This window comes from Nocardioides oleivorans, assembly GCF_004137255.1.
Lineage (GTDB): Bacteria > Actinomycetota > Actinomycetes > Propionibacteriales > Nocardioidaceae > Nocardioides > Nocardioides oleivorans.
This window is the reverse complement of the sequence record NZ_SDWT01000001.1, coordinates 1,740,664-1,755,451: the sequence shown is the minus strand read 5'-3', so window position 1 is coordinate 1,755,451 and position 14,788 is coordinate 1,740,664. Positions and strand designations below refer to the sequence as shown.

Annotated in this window: 14 protein-coding genes; 8 read left to right on the top strand and 6 right to left on the bottom strand. The window is 71.2% G+C overall.

What is annotated here, in order from left to right:
• Positions 1–13: 13 nt before the first annotated feature.
• Positions 14–520 carry a SigE family RNA polymerase sigma factor gene (locus EUA93_RS08335; protein ID WP_129399702.1) on the bottom strand — a complete coding sequence of 169 codons (507 nt, stop codon included), beginning with the start codon at positions 518–520 and terminating at the stop codon, positions 14–16.
• Between the two features lie 167 nt (positions 521–687).
• Here EUA93_RS08335 and EUA93_RS08330 point away from each other — a divergent pair, with 167 nt between their 5' ends.
• On the top strand, positions 688–1,224 hold the full coding sequence (locus EUA93_RS08330; RefSeq protein WP_129399701.1) for a hypothetical protein: 537 nt from the start codon (positions 688–690) through the stop codon (positions 1,222–1,224).
• A 107-nt stretch (positions 1,225–1,331) separates the two neighbouring features.
• On the opposite strand, the gene EUA93_RS08325 is transcribed toward EUA93_RS08330, so the two are convergent.
• Complete coding sequence (locus EUA93_RS08325) at positions 1,332–1,790, bottom strand: RrF2 family transcriptional regulator (protein WP_090968254.1); 459 nt, start codon at positions 1,788–1,790, stop codon at positions 1,332–1,334.
• A 218-nt stretch (positions 1,791–2,008) separates the two neighbouring features.
• Between EUA93_RS08325 and EUA93_RS08320 the strand changes: the two genes are divergently transcribed.
• From EUA93_RS08320 to EUA93_RS08300, 5 genes are all read left to right on the top strand, one after another.
• A complete protein-coding gene (locus EUA93_RS08320) occupies positions 2,009–3,883 on the top strand; it encodes an acyl-CoA dehydrogenase (protein ID WP_129399700.1) in 1,875 nt (624 codons plus the stop codon).
• Positions 3,884–4,095: 212 nt separating this feature from the next.
• Complete coding sequence (locus EUA93_RS08315) at positions 4,096–4,977, top strand: ABC transporter ATP-binding protein (protein WP_129399699.1); 882 nt, start codon at positions 4,096–4,098, stop codon at positions 4,975–4,977.
• On the top strand, positions 4,974–5,789 hold the full coding sequence (locus EUA93_RS08310) for an ABC transporter permease (RefSeq protein WP_242497287.1): 816 nt from the start codon (positions 4,974–4,976) through the stop codon (positions 5,787–5,789). Before EUA93_RS08315 ends, EUA93_RS08310 begins: the two co-directional genes overlap by 4 nt.
• Positions 5,786–6,844, top strand: a complete 1,059-nt coding sequence (locus EUA93_RS08305) for a sensor histidine kinase (RefSeq protein ID WP_129399698.1) — start codon at positions 5,786–5,788, stop codon at positions 6,842–6,844. Before EUA93_RS08310 ends, EUA93_RS08305 begins: the two co-directional genes overlap by 4 nt.
• A complete protein-coding gene (locus EUA93_RS08300; protein WP_129399697.1) occupies positions 6,841–7,446 on the top strand; it encodes a response regulator transcription factor in 606 nt (201 codons plus the stop codon). The genes EUA93_RS08305 and EUA93_RS08300 overlap by 4 nt, the downstream gene beginning before the upstream one ends.
• A 63-nt stretch (positions 7,447–7,509) precedes the next feature.
• On the opposite strand, the gene EUA93_RS08295 is transcribed toward EUA93_RS08300, so the two are convergent.
• The gene (locus EUA93_RS08295) at positions 7,510–9,141 is read right to left on the bottom strand and encodes a carboxypeptidase regulatory-like domain-containing protein (protein WP_129399696.1); all 1,632 of its coding nucleotides are present in this window, start codon (positions 9,139–9,141) and stop codon (positions 7,510–7,512) included.
• Positions 9,142–9,304: 163 nt separating this feature from the next.
• Between EUA93_RS08295 and EUA93_RS08290 the strand changes: the two genes are divergently transcribed.
• Together EUA93_RS08290 and EUA93_RS08285 are read left to right on the top strand one after the other, a co-directional pair.
• Entirely contained in the window at positions 9,305–10,117 is an 813-nt protein-coding gene (locus EUA93_RS08290) for a maleylpyruvate isomerase family mycothiol-dependent enzyme (protein ID WP_129399695.1), read from the top strand.
• The gene (locus EUA93_RS08285; protein ID WP_129399694.1) at positions 10,114–11,043 is read left to right on the top strand and encodes an oxidoreductase; all 930 of its coding nucleotides are present in this window, start codon (positions 10,114–10,116) and stop codon (positions 11,041–11,043) included. Before EUA93_RS08290 ends, EUA93_RS08285 begins: the two co-directional genes overlap by 4 nt.
• Positions 11,044–11,158: 115 nt before the next feature.
• Here the strand turns inward: EUA93_RS08285 and EUA93_RS08280 are convergent, their stop codons facing one another.
• From EUA93_RS08280 to EUA93_RS08270, 3 genes are all read right to left on the bottom strand, one after another.
• Positions 11,159–12,664 (bottom strand): hypothetical protein, encoded by a 1,506-nt coding sequence (locus EUA93_RS08280; protein ID WP_129399693.1) that lies wholly within the window; start codon positions 12,662–12,664, stop codon positions 11,159–11,161.
• 67 nt (positions 12,665–12,731) lie between these two features.
• Positions 12,732–12,977 (bottom strand): hypothetical protein, encoded by a 246-nt coding sequence (locus EUA93_RS08275; protein ID WP_129399692.1) that lies wholly within the window; start codon positions 12,975–12,977, stop codon positions 12,732–12,734.
• 543 nt (positions 12,978–13,520) lie between these two features.
• The gene (locus EUA93_RS08270; protein WP_129399691.1) at positions 13,521–14,762 is read right to left on the bottom strand and encodes a fatty acid desaturase family protein; all 1,242 of its coding nucleotides are present in this window, start codon (positions 14,760–14,762) and stop codon (positions 13,521–13,523) included.
• Between the last annotated feature and the right edge of the window lie 26 nt (positions 14,763–14,788).

Below are 14,788 nucleotides of genomic sequence, written 5' to 3'. Positions count from 1 at the left end.
CTGTGCTGCTCCTTCAGGTTTCCAGCAGGTCGGAGAGGGACGGGCCCAGCACCGCACGGAGTCGGTCGAGCGCACGCAGCGTGCGGTTGCGCACGGCACCGGGGCTCACCCCGAGGGCGTCCGCGGTGTCGGCCACCGACACGTCCTCGAGGTAGCGCAGGACCAGGACCGCGCGGTCCATCGGCGCGAGCTCGTCGAGCGCCGCCCGGAGGGCGAGTCGGGTGGCGGCGTCCCCATCCGTCATCGCCGTCTCGGGCAGGTGCTCGGTCGGTCTCTCGTGGGTGCTGCGGCGACGCTGGGCGCTGAGGTAGGTGCGCGCCAGCGTCGTGTGGGCGTACGCCACCGGGTGCTCGATCGGTGCGCCCAGGCGGCGGTGCCACCGGACGTAGACCTTCGCCAGGGTCTCCTGGACCAGGTCCTCGGCACGGTGGGTGTCGCCGCACATCAGCCACGCCGCACGGAAGAGCTGGGGGGTCCGCGCGACGGCGAACTCCTCGAACTCCTCGGTCGGGCGGGGCACGTCTCTCCTTGCGGCTGGTCGGGGTGGGCGGGGTCGGCGTCACCAGTGAGACGCGCCCAGCCGCGTCGACGTCACACCGAGGGCGCAACGAATCCACCACCGAAGAGTTCCGGACCCGGTCAGGGGCTGTTCACGTCCGGGTCGCCCACCGGCGAGAGGCTGGCGCCATGGCCAAGCGACTGTTCCTGCTCCACATCGGCCCCGACCCGGTCGACGTCTCGGAGATGACCGAGGCGCTCGCCCTCGGCCGGATCGCCGTCCCCGAGCTCGAGGCCGAGGTCTTCGAGCACGCTGGCATCGAGATCCGGCGTGCGCACAAGGCCGCCGGCCTCAAGCGCAAGCAGGTCGAGGGCTCATGGGCGAAGGTCGCCCGCCGTGCCTGGAGGACGAGGTCCGACTGCTTCGTCAGCATCCCCGACTTCTTCGGGGCCACGCCCGAGCAGGCCGCCCTCGCGCTCGACGGGCTCGCGGACTTCAAGGTCGTCCTGGTCGTGACCAGCGGCTTCGAGGTCGAGCCGGCCGCGGCGTGGACCGAGCTGGTCAGGGGCGACCGCACCCACGTGCTGCCCTCGCACCTCACCGACGAGCAGCTCGCCGCCCAGGTCGCGCGCATCGCGCTGATCGAGGAGGAGGCCCGCCTCGACAAGCGGCTGGCCAAGCTCTCCAAGCGGCGCAAGCAGGTCAACCGGCGCCTCGCCGCGTAGGTTCGGAGGCCTCGGGAGTCACCGGATATCCGGTGACCACCCCGCTTGTCGGCCCAGATCTGGGTGCCGAAGCGGGAGACTCGGGTGCACAGTCCACCCGACCAGGGTCAGTGGGGCTGCCAGGCGTCCTCGTCGGCCGTCAGGGCGGCGATGCCCTGCGGGAGCTTGCCGTCGGCGAGGTCCTGGATGGTGACCTGCTCGAACACGCTGCGCAGCGAGTGGCGGGCAGCGATCCAGACGTGCTGCAGCACCTGCGCCGAGTCGTCGTACTCCACCGCCTCCGGCCGCAGGCCGTAGACCGACACGAGCGGGCCGTCGACGGCGCGGATCACGTCGGCGACGGTCACGGTCTCGGGCTTGCGCGCGAAGCGCCAGCCACCGGACTGGCCGCGCTGCGACACCACGACGTCGGCGCGGCGGAGGTCGGCGAGGATGGCCTGGAGGAAGCCGTGGGGGATCTGCTGGGCCTTGCCGAGCTGCTCGGCGCTGACGGCGGTCCCGTCGGTGCGCACCGCGATCTCGATCAGGGCCCGCAGGGCGTAGTCGGCTTTGGCGGAGACGCGCATAAGACCAGTTTGTCAGATATCTCGGCAGGGACAGTGTTCTTCGCGCCGCGACGGATCCGAACCGCCCCGTCGGCGACCCGCAGCGCTGTGATCTGCGACATCGGGCGTTCGTGTTGCGTGACGGCCCATCGCGAGGCATCCTTTAGTTACCGGCGAGTAGCCCACCCGCGCACCCGCCCCCAGACCGCACCGCTACGTGACACGAACAGGTGGAAGCCGTGAGCCACTACAAGTCCAACCTCCGCGACATCGAGTTCAACCTCTTCGAGGTCCTCGGCCGCGACGACGTCCTGGGTACCGGCCCGTTCGGCGAGGTCGACGGCGAGACTGCCCGCGAGGTGCTGGCCGAGGTCGAGCGCCTCGCCCGCGAGGACCTCGCGGCGTCGTACGTCGACAGCGACCGCAACCCGCCCGTCTTCGACCCGGCGACCAACACCGCGCCCCTGCCGGAGTCGTTCAAGAAGAGCTACAAGGCCTGGGAGGACGCCGAGTTCTGGCGCCTGCAGATCAGCGAGGAGCTCGGCGGCACGCCGGCCCCCTCGTCGCTCATCTGGGCCATCGGCGAGATGGTGCTCGGCGCCAACGCCCCGATCTGGATGTACGGCGCCGGCCCGGCCTTCGCGGGCGTCATCCACCGCAACGGAAACGAGCGCGACAAGCGCATCGCCCAGCACGTCGTCGACCACGGCTGGAACACCTCGATGGTGCTCACCGAGCCCGACGCCGGCTCCGACGTGGGCGCCGGGCGCACCAAGGCCACGCCCAACGAGGACGGCTCGTGGAACATCGAGGGCGTCAAGCGCTTCATCACCTCGGCCGAGTCCGACCTGTGCGACAACATCATCCACCTCGTGCTGGCCCGCCCGGTCGGCGTCGAGGGCGCCGGCGGCCCCGGCACCAAGGGCCTCTCGCTCTTCATCGTCCCGAAGGTCCACTTCGACCACGAGACCGGCGAGCTCACCGGCGAGCGCAACGGCGTCTACGTCACCAACGTCGAGCACAAGATGGGCATCAAGGTGTCCAACACCTGCGAGCTCACCTTCGGTGACTCCTCCGTCGGTGGCGGCGAGCCCGCGAAGGGCTGGCTGCTCGGCGAGGTCCACGACGGCATCGCCCAGATGTTCCAGGTCATCGAGAACGCCCGCATGATGGTCGGCACCAAGGCCATCGCCACGCTCTCGACCGGCTACCTCAACGCGCTCGAGTTCGCCAAGGAGCGCGTCCAGGGCGCCGACCTGACGCAGGCCGCCGACAAGACCGCGCCGCGCGTGGCCATCACGCACCACCCCGACGTGCGCCGCTCGCTGATGACGCAGAAGTCGTTCGCCGAGGCGATGCGCGCGCTCGTGCTCTACACCGCCACCTGGCAGGACCAGGTCCTCGTCGCCGAGCACGAGGGCAACCTCGACTCCGAGGAGACCCGCCTGGCCGCCGCGGTCAACGACCTCCTGCTCCCGATCGTCAAGGGCTACGGCTCCGAGCGCTCGTGGGTGCTGCTGGGCACCGAGTCGCTGCAGACCTTCGGCGGCTCGGGGTTCCTGCAGGAGTACCCGCTCGAGCAGTACGTCCGCGACGCCAAGATCGACACCCTCTACGAGGGCACGACCGCGATCCAGGGCCAGGACTTCTTCTTCCGCAAGATCGTCAAGGACCAGGGCAAGGCGCTCGGCCACCTCGCCCAGCAGATCGAGGGCTTCATCGCCTCCGAGGCGGGCAACGGTCGCCTCAAGAACGAGCGCGCGCTGCTCGCCACCGCGCTCGAGGACGCCAACGCGATCGTCGGCCACATGATCAACGACCTGATGTCCTCGGCCGAGGAGCAGCGCAACATCTACAAGGTCGGCCTCAACACCTCGCGCCTGCTGATGGTGCTCGGTGACGTCGTCTGCGCCTGGCTGCTCCTGCGCCAGGCCGAGGTCGCGCTCGGCAAGCTCGGCGATGACGTGTCGGCCAAGGACAAGGTCTTCTACGAGGGCAAGGTCGCCGCTGCGCAGTTCTTCGCGCAGACCAACCTGCCGAAGATCGCCTCCGAGCGCGCCATCGCCGAGGGCATCACCCTCGACCTGATGGACCTCGACGAGGCCTCCTTCTGACACCTCCCCGGGTGGCGCCGCGCTGACGGTCCACCACGGGGTATCGGGAAGACAGCACGTCCCCCACGCAGCTGCGTGGGGGACGTGCTGTCTTCCCGATACCCCGTCGTGGAGCAGCAAGGGGGTGCGGGCCGACCGGATGACAGGTGTCACGGGGAGGTCGTGACAACTCCGTCAGGCCCGGAGGCCGGTACGGCGACAGGATGAGGCCCATGAGCACACCAGCCATCCACGCGAGCGGCCTGCGCAAGCAGTTCCGGACCACCGACGGGACGCAGGTCGTCGCGGTCGACGGCGTCGACCTGACCGTCCGGCCCGGCGAGATCGTGGCCTTCCTCGGCCCGAACGGTGCGGGCAAGACGACCACGGTCGACATGCTGCTCGGCCTGACCGACCCCGACGCCGGGACGATCGAGGTCTACGGCATGACCCCGGCGGAGGCGGTCCGCAACGGACGGGTCTCCGCGGTGATGCAGACCGGCGGGCTGCTCAACGACTTCACCGTCGAGGAGACCGTCCGCGCGATCGCCGCGCTGCACGGCCGCACCGACCGCGTCGAGGTCGTCCTCGAGCGGGCCCGGCTCACCGAGCTGGCCGGCCGCCGGGTCGAGGCGTGCTCGGGCGGTGAGCAGCAGCGGCTGAAGTTCGCGCTCGCGCTGCTGCCCGACCCCGACCTGGTGATCCTCGACGAGCCGACGACCGGCATGGACGTCGGCGCACGGCAGGAGTTCTGGCAGGCGATGCGCGCCGACGCCGCGCTCGGGCGCACGATCGTCTTCGCCACCCACTACCTCGCCGAGGCCGACGAGTTCGCCGAGCGGACCGTCCTGATGAACCGCGGCCGGATCGTCCACGACGCCGCGACCACCGACGTCCGCGCGGCCTACGGCGGGCGGACGCTGACCTTCCGGCCGCCCGCCGAGGTCGTCGGCACCGACGGCATCGATCCCGCCTGGCTGGCGCAGGTGCGCCACGCGCTCGAGCCGCTCGGCGTCACCGACCTCGAGGTGTCGGCCGCCAGCCTCGAGGCGGCGTTCCTGGCCCTGACGACCGAGACACCCAACTCCCCCGAGATGATCGGAGCCACCCGATGAGCACCACGCCCGACACCATGACCGCGGCCACGACCGCCGCCACCACCACCCGGGCCAGCACCGCGCCACGACCCGACATGGCGACGTACGCCCGGCTCGACCTGCGTCGCCAGCTGCGCGACCGGATGGCGATGTTCTTCATCGTCGGCCTGCCGATGTTCATGTACCTCGTGTTCGGCCTCGGCTCCGACGACAGGGTCGGCAGCGGCAACGTCGCGATGTACATCATGATCTCGATGGCCTGCTACGGCGCCGTCACCGCGACCACCGGCATCGCCGGCAGCGCCGCGACCGAGCAGATGATGGGCTGGGGCCGCCAGCTCGGCCTGACCCCGATGCGCCCGCTCGCGTTCGTGGCTGCCAAGGCGGGCATCGCCATGGTCGTCGCGGCCATGCCGGTCACCCTGATCTTCGCCATCGGCGCGCTCACCGGAGCGCGCGGCGACTGGAGCGACTGGCTGCTCGGCGGTGCGATCGTCTGGGCCGGATCCGCGCTCTTCGCGATCTACGGCCTCGCGGTCAGCCTGCTCTTCCGCGGCTCCAACGCACCCGGCATCGCCTCGGGGTTCATCGTGGTGATGGCGTTCCTCGGCGGCCTGTTCACGCCGATGAGCGGCCTGATGCTCGACATCGGCCGCTTCACCCCGCTCTACGGGTACGCCGCGCTGGCCCGCTTCCCGCTCACCGGCGGCGAGCTCCCGCTCGGCGGCAGCGACCCGCTGTGGCTCCCGGTCGCTAACGTGCTCGCGTGGATCGTGATCTTCTCGCTGCTGGCGACCTGGGGAGTACGCCGGAGCCGGGCGCGGACGTGACCAGCACGTCCGGCGGCGCCGAGCTCCCCGTCAACCCCTGGGAGAAGTGGGGGTGGGCGTTCGCGTCGATCTGGCTCGTCTTCCTGTTCTTCCCCATCAGCTCGGCCCTCGCCGCCGACGTCTCACCGCTCGCCACCGGTGTGACCCTGCTGCTCATCGCCGGGTTCGCCGTTGCGAACGTCCTGGGCTACAGCGGCAGGGTCTCCCCCTGGCTGGCGCTGGGCGCCATGGTGCTGATCGGCGCTGCCACGATGCCGGTGATCGGGGTCGGCGTCCTCTCCTACACCCCCTACCTCTCGATGCTCTCGGCGCTCGAGCTCCCGGCCCCCGCATGGCGATGGTCCGTCGCCTTCTGGAGCGTCGTGCCGCTCGTCTCCCTGCTGGACATCGACGGCTTCCCGACCTTCTTCTTCCTGGTGCTCTGGCCGGTGATGCTCGGCGGGGTGATGCTGCGCATCTTCGGCGAGCGGGAGCGGGTCGTCGAGGTGGCCCGCAGCGAGTACGCCATGGTGGCGGAGCGGGAGCGCGTCGCGCGCGACGTGCACGACGTCCTCGGCCACTCCCTCACCGCGCTGTCGGTGAAGGCCGAGCTCGCCGCCCGCCTCGTCGACGTCGACCCGGCTCGCGCGAAGGAGGAGCTGGAGTCGATCCAGGCCACGGCACGCCAGGCGCTCGCCGAGGTCCGCGCGACCGTGGGTGGCCTGCGGGCCGGCAACCTCGAGGCCGAGCTCCTCGCCGCGCCTCGCGTGCTCGCCGACGCCGGCGTCACCACGACCGTCGACGGTGACGTCGCCGACACCGATCCGCGGCACCGCGCGCTGCTGGCCTGGGTGCTGCGCGAGTCGGTCACCAACGTCATACGGCACGCGCGGGCCGGTCGCGTCGTCATCGAGCTCGGCCCCCACGGCATCGCCGTCGTCGACGACGGTTCCGGCTGCTCCGGCCTGGAGGGCAACGGCCTGCGCGGCATGCGCGAGCGCGTCGCCGGGGCCGGCGGCACGCTCACCATCACGCCGGCCTCGCCCGGCACCCGAGTGGAAGTAGGGCTCCCGTGATCAAGCTGCTCCTCGCCGACGACCAGGCCCTCGTCCGCGGCGCCCTCGCCGCGCTGCTCGACCTCGAGTCCGACCTCGAGGTCGTGGCCCAGGTCGGTCGAGGCGACGAGGTGGTCGAGGCGGCGCGAGCGTCCGGCGCCGAGGTCTGCCTGCTCGACATCGAGATGCCGGGGCTCAACGGCATCGACGCCGCGGCCGCCGTGCGCCGGGACCTTCCCGAGGTGCGCTCACTCATCGTGACGACCTTCGGCCGGCCGGGCTACGTGCGCCGGGCGATCGAGGCCGGCGCCTCCGGCTTCGTCGTGAAGGACACTCCCGCTCGGCAGCTCGCCGACGCCGTGCGCCGCGTGCACTCCGGGCTCCGGGTCATCGACCCCGACCTCGCCGCGGAGTCGCTCATCGATGGCCCGAGCCCGCTCACCGGCCGCGAGCGCGAGCTGCTGACGTACGCCCTCGACGGTGCACCCGTCGCGACCATCGCCGCGCGGGTGCACCTGTCGGAGGGCACCGTGCGCAACCACCTGTCTGCCGCGATCGGGAAGACCGGGGCGACCACGCGCAGCGAGGCCGCGCGCATCGCCCAGGACCGCGGCTGGCTCTAGGCGCACGCGACGAGGGCCGGATACCCCCGTGGGATCCGGCCCTCGTCGTGTCTCGGTCGGGCGTCAGCGCGCCTTGCCGAGGATCAGCTTCTTCGTGACCTTGGCCCCGGCGGCGGTCGCGGTGACCTTGACCGAGATCTTCTTGCCCTTCATCGCCGAGGTGATCTTCAGCTTGGACTTCGTGGCCTTCTTGATCGCCTTGGAGCCGGCGTACCACTGGAGCTTGTACTTCACCGCGGTCCGGAAGGACGCGTCGAGCCCGGTGAGCTTGACCGTGCTGCCGACCTTGGGGGCACCCTTGACGTCGAGGCTCTTGAGGATCGAGGTGAGGGCGGCCTCAGGGGCGACGGCCGGGGTCGGCGTCGGCGTCGCGACCGGCGGCACCGGGACCGGCGCCAGGGTGACGGGTGCCGTGCCGGCCGAGCCGGCGTAGCCGTTGTCGTGACCGTCGGCGTACGCCTCGACCAGCACCCCGATCACCTTGCCGAGATCGGCAGCGGTCGGGACGTAGGTCGCGGACGTGCCGCCCTGCACGAAGTCGTTGCCGGCGAACCAGTAGTACTCGTAGCTGGTGGGCGTGGGCGTCCAGGTCCCCGGGTTGGCGGTGAGAGTCGCGCCCACGTACGGAGTGCCGGAGATGGTCGGCTCGGTCACGTTGACGACGTAGGGGAGCTCGACCGGGACGTGCTCGCCCGCGATCAGCTGGGCGTCGATGCCGACCTCGTCGTCACCGGCGGCGAGGCCGAGGACGGTGGCGTCCTCCTCCTCGCCGACGTTGTCGTAGTACTCGTCGAGGTAGGTCTGGGTCGAGTCGTCCTCGTAGCTGAAGTACACGACGTAGCCGGCAGCCCGCAGGCCGTCGAGCGTGTATCCACCGTCGGTGTCGGCCTGGGTGATGTCGGCGGGGTCCTGGAAGTCGCGGTCCGCGTAGGCGATGACGTAGGTCCCGGGCAGGGGCTGGCCCTCGGCGCCGGTGACGGTGCCGCTGATCGTGGCGTCCTCGGCGAGCACGGCGTCGATGTCCGGGGTGGCCTCGCCACCTTCCACCTCGACGAGGGCGGCGTCATCGATCGTGGCGGCGTCGTCGAAGTACTCGGTCTGGTAGCCGTCGGCGCTGAAGTCGACGAGGTACGAGCCGGCCTCGAGCCCCTCGACCTCGTAGGAGCCGAGGTCGTTGGTGGAGGCCCCGTCCACGTAGTCCCAGTCGGTGCCGCCACCCGGCAGCGACACCTCGGCGTAGACGCCCACGGACGCATCGGCCAAGGGGCCGGCGCTGGACTCGACCACGCCGGTGATCTGTCCGGACAGGGCCATGTCGGCATCGATGCCCGTGACCGACTCACCGCTGGCGACGGTGACGGGGTCGGCGTCCTCGAACTGCGTGGCGTCGTTGTAGGCCTCGTAGACGTAGGTCCCGTCCGGGACCTGGAAGGTCACGACGTAGGTGCCGGGTGCGACGCCCTCCACGACGTAGTTGCCGTCCTCGTCGGGGTAGGCCTCCTCGCCTACCGTCTGGTCGCCATCGAGCGTGAACACCGAGACGTAGACGCCGTCGGTGAGGTCGACCCCACCGGTGGTGATGTGGCCGGAGATGGAGCCGTCCGCAGCATGGGCCGCGGGTGCGAGGCCGAGGACGCTGAGGGACAGCGTCGTCGCCAGGAGTGCGACGGCGGGCCGACGCAGGCGTGAAGACATGGGAGATGCCCTTCGAAGGGCCGCGAGGCCGCGGATCGGCCCGGTCGGTGACGGCGACGCTAGGCGGCTTGTGGATCTCACGTGGCTGAATGGAACAAAAGGGCCACAACGGGCCACTACGCACCTCCCTGCGGGTGACGCGAGTGGCCCTAGGCTCGGTCGCATGAGTGATCAGGAGCGCCTCGCGTCCTACGTCGCGGTGTGGTGGGAGGCGGTCGACGACTTCACCCGACTGCTCGAGGAGGTGGGCGACGACCAGTGGTCCCAGGCGACCGACCTGCCGGGCTGGGACGTCCAGGCGGTCGCGGCGCACACCGCGCACCTCGAGTCGCTGCTCGCCGGCCGGCCCCACGACGACGTCGAGATCGGCGAGGCGCCGCACGCCCACGGGACGATGGGCCAGTTCACCGAGCAGGGCGTCGTGGCCCGGCGGCAGGCGGCGACCGACGCGCTCATCACCGAGATCCGCGAGTCGACCACCGCCCGCCACACCCAGCTGCTCGCCGATCCCCCGACGGACGCCGCCGCCCCCGCCCCGGCGGTCTTCGGAGCGATCGGCTGGAGCACGGGCCTGCTGCTGCGCAACCGACCGCTCGACGTGTGGATGCACGAGCAGGACATCCGTCGCGCGCTCGACCTGCCCGGCAACCTCGACAACGCGCCCGCACTGCACTCGGTCGACTACCTGCTGGAGAGCCTGCCCTTCATCGTCGGGAAGAAGGCGCAGGCGCCGGAGGGCAGCGTCGTACGCCTCGAGGTGGAGGGGCACGCACCGGCCGTCGCCGTGGTCGGCGAGGACGGACGAGGGCGCCCGGGCAGCGACCACGACGAGCCGTCGGCGACCCTGGCGATGGACCGCGAGACCTTCGTCGTGCTGGCGGGTGGCCGCCGCGGCGCCGACCCCGACGGCGTACGCATCACGGGCGACACCGACCTCGGCGAGCGCGTGGTCGCCGCGATGGGCGTCACGCCGTGAGCCGTGACGCCTGGACGACCGCCGACATCCCGGACCTCACCGGTCGCACCGCGCTCGTCACCGGACCGACGCTCGGCGGGCTCGGCTTCCACACCTCCCTCGAGCTCGCCCGTCACGGTGCACGCGTCGTGCTCGCAGGACGTACGCCGGACAAGCTGGGCGCCGCGGCCGACGCCATCCGCGCCGAGGTGCCGGGCGCCTCGCTCGAGACCCTCGTCGTCGACCTCGCCGACCTCTCGTCGGTCCGCTCGGCCGCCGGGGAGGCGGCCGGGATCGGACCGATCCACCTGCTCGTCAACAACGCCGGCATCATGGCCAGCCCCTACCGGCGGACCGTCGACGGGCTCGAGTCGCAGCTGGCGACCAACCACTTCGGGCCGTTCCTGCTGACCGGTCTGCTGCTCGAGCAGCTCGTCGCGTCGGGCGACGGGCGGGTCGTCACCCTCTCCTCCCAGATGCACCGCGCGGCGCGCTCGGCCCCGCTCGGTGACCCGCGCGAGCGTCGCCGCTACAGCCGGTGGCGGGTCTACGGCCAGACCAAGCTGGCCAACCTGCTCTTCACCTTCGAGCTCGACCGTCGGCTGCGTCGGGCCGGCCTGCCGGTGCAGGCGATGGCAGCGCACCCGGGCTTCGCCGGCACCCACCTCGTCGTCAACGGTCAGCTCTCGTCCACGCAGGGTCGGGTCGCCTCGATCATGGACGCCGCCGTGCGGGCGGTCTCGCAGCCGGCGCACGCCGGCGCCTGGCCGACGCTGATGGCCGCGACCGACGACCTGCCCGGCGGGACGTACGTCGGTCCCGGCGGTCCCGGTCAGGGCAGCGGGGCGCCCCGGATCGTCGGCAGCACCCCGCTCGCCCGCGACGAGATGGCCCAGCGCCGGCTCTGGGAGACGAGCGAGCAGACGGTCGGCCTCGCCTGGCCCTGACCTCGGCGTCCTCGGCCCCGCGTATCTAGGGACGAAGTGGTGGGGAAATCCCGACCGAGACCTACCAGAACGTCCCTAGATACCTGGGCGGGGAGGGGACGGGGGACGGCGGCGGTCAGGAGCGGTCGCGGACCCGGACCAGCCCGGCGAGGGTGCCGAGCCAGGCCGAGCCGTCCGAGGCGAGGGTGATCGTCGAGCCGTCGCTGCCGGCGAGGAGGCCGGTGCCGGTGCGCACGCTCCACATGCTGCGGCCGCCGGCGGCGTCGATGGCGGTGAGGTACCACGCACTCACGCCGGTGAGCGAGGGCCGCTTGGTCCACGCGTAGACCAGGCCGTTCGGCCAGCTCGCCGTCACGCCGGAGCCGGGCGACACGGCCTCGCTCGTCCACTCGACGACGCAGCCGCCGTCGACGAGGTCGACGCGGGCGATGCCAGGGCTGCTGGTGAACCCGAGCAGGGCGCTGCGGGGCGAGGAGTAGTCGTCGTTGTTGGTGACCACGACGCCCGAGCCGACGGAGGCCAGGTCGCTGTCGGTGGCGCCGTGGCCCTTCTCGAAGACGGACTGTCGGCACACCTCCTCGCCACCGGCGCGGGACACGAAGACCACCTGCAGCCGGCCGTCGTCCTCGTCGGTGATGGCGACCACCCCGCCGTCGAGCAGCGTCGGCGCCGACCCGCTCTCGCCGGCGTGCTCGGTGCGCCACGCGTCCACGGGTACGCCGTCCGCGCCGGCCCCGAGCCGGTGCAGCGCCGCGTCGGTGACGACGTACACACCTTGCTGGTCGACGGCCATCGCGCGCTCGACGTGCTCGCCGAGGTCGAGGACGCCGACCGCCTCGGTCTCCGGGGTGATCGTGCCGACGAGGCCGTCGCGCGAGACCCACCAGAGCCGGCCCGTCCAGTCCGGCACGACGTCGACGAGGCAGTCGCCGTAGGGCACCCAGGGCTTGAGGTCCCAGCTGGCGTCGGTCGTGAGCTCGACCTCGCCCTCGCTGTCGCCGGGCGCCGTCGCGATGGCCATCACCTGCCGGTCCGACGTGGCGACGACCGCGCGGTCGCCGGCGTCGAGGTGGAAACCGGTCGTCGTGCAGCCGCTCCTCCCCGGGTCGGGCAGCTCGCGGGTGGCGCTCGGCCGCATCGATGCCGGGTCGATCACGCGCAGGCTGTCCCCCGACCTGCCGGCACACAGGGCGACCAGCGCGTCGGTGGAGGTCGGCTCGATCCGCCCGCAGCGCTGGAGCCCGAACCACGACGTCTCCACCTCGGGCTGCAGCCCCAGCGGTCCCGGCCTCGTGGACGAGGCGGTGGCCGCCAGGTGCGGGTTGGTCACCACCTCGGCGGCGACCGGACGCGCCGACGCGGGACGGCCGGTGTACGACGGCCCCGCCATCACGCCCGGTGCGGGCGGGATCGGCAGCCACCCGTCGGGGACGACGAGCACCGCGCCGACCAGGGCGACGACAAAGCCGGCGACCCAGCCGGCCGTGCGACGGTCGACGTAGGCGCGGTCCTGGACCCACCAGCGCAGTCGCGGGATGCCGAGCAGCAGCGCGGCGACGACCAGGACGACCGGTCCCCAGGCCATCCAGGCGAGCAGGAGCGCACCGACCAGCCAGACCACCGGGAGACTCTAGAGGCGTCGACCCCCGGGTCTGTGGAGGCGCAACGGCGCCCGGCTGTTCAGTCGGTCACTCGGACGCGGGACGCGGCCGCGGTGCGGTCAGCGTGAGCTCGGCGAAGGCGCCCTGCCCCTCGCCGCCGCGCAGGAAGATGCGCGAGCGACGCGGCGCCGGCACGCGCTGGCTCGGTGCGTCGGTGATCGGGATGGCGTCGGCCTCGGGCTGTCGCCGGGCGACCAGCGATCCGCTGAATTGGTCGAGGGACTTGATCCGTCCGGTGAGGTCCGTGACCTCGTCGATGCTCTCGCGCTTCATGACTCCCTGCTTCCCACCCTCGGTCCCCCACGGACCGCCTGCGACAAGGCTAGGAGCGGGGCGAGCGAGAAGCCTTTACTAATGGAAGCCTGACGGAAGTCTTCGAGGACGCGTCACGTCTTGAGGGAGCCGGCGCCCCGGACGTGCAAGAGGCTCGGGCCGACGGTCCCCCGACCGCCGGCCCGAGCCGTGCTTCTTGCTGGTGCGTGTGCCCGGCCGCCTCAGGCGGCCGGTGGACGCACCGCCGAACCGTTGTCCATCGACGTCCGCGGCCTCGGCACGGCAAGTGCCAGGTCACCCCGGACGTCGTACGCCGGCTCCCCCACGGAGCCGATGCGGATCACTGGTCCGCCCCTGTGTTCATCGTGTTGCTGGTCATCGTGTTCCCACCCCATGTGTTGCTCTCGCACTCAAGGATGCGCCAGGAGGCGTCCTGATACATCCGTGCAATTACTGAGGACTAGACCAGTGGAATCCTTGTCAACTGTCAAGAGATGCCGAGGAATCCGCCTCCGAACACGCGAGCGACGGGGGCAGCCAGCGTCAGGCGGCCTTCGACATCGCGCGCGACTCGCTCTCGAGCTTGCGGCCGAGGAGGCGGCGCGTCCGACGGTCACCGGTGGCCATCTTGTAGAGGACGGCGAGCTGCTGCGGCGCGTTCTTCTTGTTCGTCGTGGCGAGCCAGCCGTTCGGCAGCGAGAGCCGGATGACCTTGTGCCAGGCCGACGCGACCTGCTGCGGCATCGGACGCGCGCAGTAGGTGAGGTCGTACTTCTCGAAGAGGGCCTGGACCTTCGGCGCGATCTCCGCGTAGCGGTTCGAGGGCAGGTCCGGGAACAGGTGGTGCTCGATCTGGTGCGACAGGTTGCCGGTCATGATGTGCAGGGCCTTCGAGCCGGAGATGTTGGCGCTGCCGAGCATCTGGCGGACGTACCACTCGCCCTTGGTCTCGCCCTCGATCGAGCGCTTCTCGAAGGTCTCGACGCCCTCGGGGAAGTGGCCGCAGAGGATGACGGAGTTGGACCAGAGGTTGCGCACGACGTTGGCGGTGAAGTTGGCCGCGAGAGTCGGCAGGAACGAGCCGGTCGGGATCGACAGCGCGGGGTGGACGACGTAGTCCTTGGTGGCCTGCTTGCGGATCTTGGTGAGGACCTGCTTGGCGCGGCGGCGGAAGTCGGGGTCCTTGGTCTGCTTCTTGGCGATGACCGCGCCGAGCTCGAGGTCGTAGGCGGCGATGCCGTACTCGAAGAAGACGGCGTTGATGAAGCAGAACACCGGCTGGGCCAGCGAGGCCGGCGTCCAGGTCTGGTCCTCGTCGACGCGCATGATGCCGTAGCCGAGGTCGTTGTCCTTGCCGATCACGTTGGTGTACGTGTGGTGCAGCTCGTTGTGGCTGTGCTTCCACTGCTCGGCCGGCGAGGCCATGTCCCACTCCCAGACGCTGGAGTGGATCTTCGGGTCGCGCATCCAGTCCCACTGGCCGTGCAGGATGTTGTGGCCGATCTCCATGTTGTCGAGGATCTTGGAGACGCTCAGGCCGAGCGTGCCGAGGACCCAGGCCGGCGGGAAGGCGCTGAACAGCAGCACCGCGCGGGAGCCGAGCTCGAGCTTGCGCTGGGTGTCGATGACCTTGCGGATGTACGCCGCGTCGCTGGCGCCACGGGTGTCGAGCACCTCCTGGCGGATGGCGTCGAGCTCGTGGCCGAGCTGCTCGATGTCGGCCTCGGTGAGGTGCGCGATCGGGTTGGCCTGGCCGAGGACGGCCTTCTTCTGGATGGTGGTCATGTCGATCTCCTGGGGGTGTGGGAGAA